The organism is Streptosporangium sp. NPDC020145 (assembly GCF_040631275.1).
GTDB lineage: Bacteria > Actinomycetota > Actinomycetes > Streptosporangiales > Streptosporangiaceae > Streptosporangium.
The window spans coordinates 1,687-5,293 of the sequence record NZ_JBEXZT010000062.1; the positions used below are offsets into that span (position 1 = coordinate 1,687).

Consider the following 3,607-nt stretch of genomic DNA (forward strand, 5'->3'; position numbering starts at 1 on the left):
CTGCGATCGTGAACGAATGTTTCACGCGTGGCACGCTCATTAGTGGAGCACTGGTTAATCGGATGATCCGGGTCTGCCCGGGTCGGCTAGTACCGCCTGACCCTCCTTGTGGGGGTGGGGAGTGGGAGCGTCGGCCGGGAGGCGTTGGATGGGTCCGGGCACACTGTTGGGTCCTGAGGAAACGGACCCTCTGGAAGAACTCGTTTCTTCTCTCCTGGCCTTGATGGTTCCGATCAGCTTCTTCGTTTGGTCGAAGGATGCGTGATCGGTTCCGGTCAGGTGGAGAAGGAAGGCGGGGGATTCTGGGACTGCTCTCGGCGTCAGTGATTGGCGGGTGGGGGCGGGGGTTTGTTGGGCCTCGTACGGGACCGGCCTCCTGTCAGACCAGCTCACGTTGTGGGTGTTCGGTGGTGGGGTGGGTTGGGTTGCTGTTTGTTGTTTGAGATTTGCATAGTGGACGCGAGCATCTTTGTGGCCAAGTTTTTTAGGGCACACGGTGGATGCCTTGGCATCAGGAGCCGATGAAGGACGTGGGAGGCTGCGTTAAGCCTCGGGGAGTCGCCAACCAGACGTTGATCCGGGGATGTCCGAATGGGGAAACCTAGCACCAGTCATGTGGTGTTGCCTCCGCTTGAATGTATAGGGCGGTTGGTGGTAACGCGGGGAAGTGAAACATCTCAGTACCCGTAGGAAGAGAAAACAAAAGTGATTCCGTGAGTAGTGGTGAGCGAAAGCGGATGAGGCTAAACCGTATGCGTGTGATAGCCGGCAGGCGTTGCGTGTGCGGGGTCGTGGGACCCTCTGGGGGAGGCTGCCGCCTCTTCAGGCAGTGAGAAATCGGTGGGGTAGTCGAAGCTTCTGGGAAGGAGCGCCGGAGACCGTGAGAGCCGGGTAGGTGAAACCTTGCCGACTGTTTGAGGGGATCCCAAGTAGCACGGGGCCCGAGAAATCCTGTGTGAATCTGCCAGGACCACCTGGTAAGCCTAAATACTCCCTGATGACCGATAGTGAACTAGTACCGTGAGGGAAAGGTGAAAAGCGCCCCGGTGAGGGGTCGTGAAATAGTACCTGAAACCGTGTGCCTACAAGCCGTAGGAGCGTAGACGAGGTTCGCCTTGTCTGTGATGTGACTGCGTGCCTTTTGAAGAATGAGCCTGCGAGTTATGGTGTGTGGCGAGGTTAACCCGTGTGGGGGAGCCGTAGCGAAAGCGAGTCTGAATAGGGCGTTTGAGTCGCATGCTGTAGACCCGAAGCGGAGTGATCTAGGCATGGGCAGGTTGAAGCGTGGGTAAGACTGCGTGGAGGACCGAACCCACCAGGGTTGAAAACCTGGGGGATGACCTGTGTTTAGGGGTGAAAGGCCAATCAAACTCCGTGATAGCTGGTTCTCCCCGAAATGCATTTAGGTGCAGCGTTGCGTGTTTCTTGCCGGAGGTAGAGCACTGGATGGCTGATGGGCCTTACCGGGTTACTGACGTCAGCCAAACTCCGAATGCCGGTAAGTGAGAGCGTGGCAGTGAGACTGCGGGGGATAAGCTCCGTAGTCGAGAGGGAAACAGCCCAGATCACCGACTAAGGCCCCTAAGCGTGTGCTAAGTGGGAAAGGATGTGGAGTCGCAGTGACAACCAGGAGGTTGGCTTAGAAGCAGCCACCCTTGAAAGAGTGCGTAATAGCTCACTGGTCAAGTGATTCCGCGCCGATAATGTAGCGGGGCTCAAGTACACCGCCGAAGTCGTGGCATTCACACGTGTAGCCTAGCCTTTGTGGTTTGGGTGTGTGGATGGGTAGGGGAGCGTCGTGCGGCCGGAGAAGCAGCCGGGTGACCGAGTTGTGGAGGCTGTGCGAGTGAGAATGCAGGCATGAGTAGCGAATCAGAAGTGAGAAACTTCTGCGCCGGATGACCAAGGGTTCCTGGGGCAGGCTAATCCGCCCAGGGTAAGTCGGGACCTAAGGCGAGGCCGACAGGCGTAGTCGATGGACAACGGGTTGATATTCCCGTACCCGCTACGATGCGCCAGTACTGAATCCAGTGATACTAAGGGTCCTTAACCCGGTCTGCTCTTCGGAGCGGGCGTCAGGGTGAACGCCTGGCCTGATCTGGTAGTAGGTAAGCGATGGGGTGACGCAGGAAGGTAGTCCAGCCCAGGCGGTGGTTGTCCTGGGGTAAGCATGTAGGACGTGTTGTAGGCAAATCCGCAACGCATGTGTCTGAGATGTGATGCCGAGCCGATTGTGGCGAAGTGGATGATCCTATGCTGCCGAGAAAAGCCTCTAGTGAGTGTCGTGGCGGCCCGTACCCTAAACCGACTCAGGTGGTCAGGTAGAGAATACTAAGGCGATCGGGTGAACTGTGGTTAAGGAACTCGGCAAATTGCCCCCGTAACTTCGGGAGAAGGGGGGCCTTCGCTGGTGATGAACCTTTGCGTTCGGAGCTGGTGGGGGTCGCAGAGGCCAGGGGGAAGCGACTGTTTACTAAAAACACAGGTCCGTGCGAAGTCGTAAGACGATGTATACGGACTGACGCCTGCCCGGTGCTGGAACGTTAAGGGGACCGGTTAGCTGACTTTCGGGTTGGCGAAGCTGAGAACTTAAGCGCCAGTAAACGGCGGTGGTAACTATAACCATCCTAAGGTAGCGAAATTCCTTGTCGGGTAAGTTCCGACCTGCACGAATGGCGTAACGACTTCCCCGCTGTCTCAACCGCAGACCCGGCGAAATTGCACTACGAGTAAAGATGCTCGTTACGCGCAGCAGGACGGAAAGACCCCGGGACCTTCACTATAGCTTGACATTGGTGTTTGGAACGGTTTGTGTAGGATAGGTGGGAGACGGTGAAGCATCGACGCTAGTTGGTGTGGAGTCATTGGTGAAATACCACTCTGGTCGTTTTGGATGTCTAACCTGGGTCCGTGATCCGGATCAGGGACAGTGTCTGGTGGGTAGTTTAACTGGGGCGGTTGCCTCCTAAAGGGTAACGGAGGCGCCCAAAGGTTCCCTCAGCCTGGTTGGTAATCAGGTGTTGAGTGTAAGTGCACAAGGGAGCTTGACTGTGAGACCGACGGGTCGAGCAGGAGCGAAAGCTGGGACTAGTGATCCGGCGGTGGCTTGTGGAAGCGCCGTCGCTCAACGGCTAAAAGGTACCCCGGGGATAACAGGCTGATCTTCCCCAAGAGTCCATATCGACGGGATGGTTTGGCACCTCGATGTCGGCTCGTCGCATCCTGGGGCTGGAGTAGGTCCCAAGGGTTGGGCTGTTCGCCCATTAAAGCGGTACGCGAGCTGGGTTTAGAACGTCGCGAGACAGTTCGGTCCCTATCCGCTGCGCGCGTAGGAGACTTGAAAGGGGCTGTCCCTAGTACGAGAGGACCGGGACGGACGAACCTCTGGTGTGCCAGTTGTTCCGCCAGGAGCATGGCTGGTTGGCTACGTTCGGGAGGGATAACCGCTGAAAGCATCTAAGCGGGAAGCTCGCCTTGAGATGAGGTCTCCCACCTTGTGAGAGGGTAAGGCCCCCAATGGATGATTGGGTTGATAGGCCGGGTGTGGAAGCGCGGTAACGTGTGGAGCTGACCGGTACTAATAGGCCGAGGACTTGACCTCAAGGTT

General features: G+C 57.2%; 1 rRNA gene. It reads left to right on the forward strand.

Annotated elements, in window-relative coordinates:
* Window positions 1-473 precede the first annotated feature (473 nt).
* Window positions 474-3,601: ribosomal RNA gene (locus tag ABZ463_RS41450) — 23S ribosomal RNA — on the forward strand.
* Window positions 3,602-3,607: the final 6 nt, after the last annotated feature.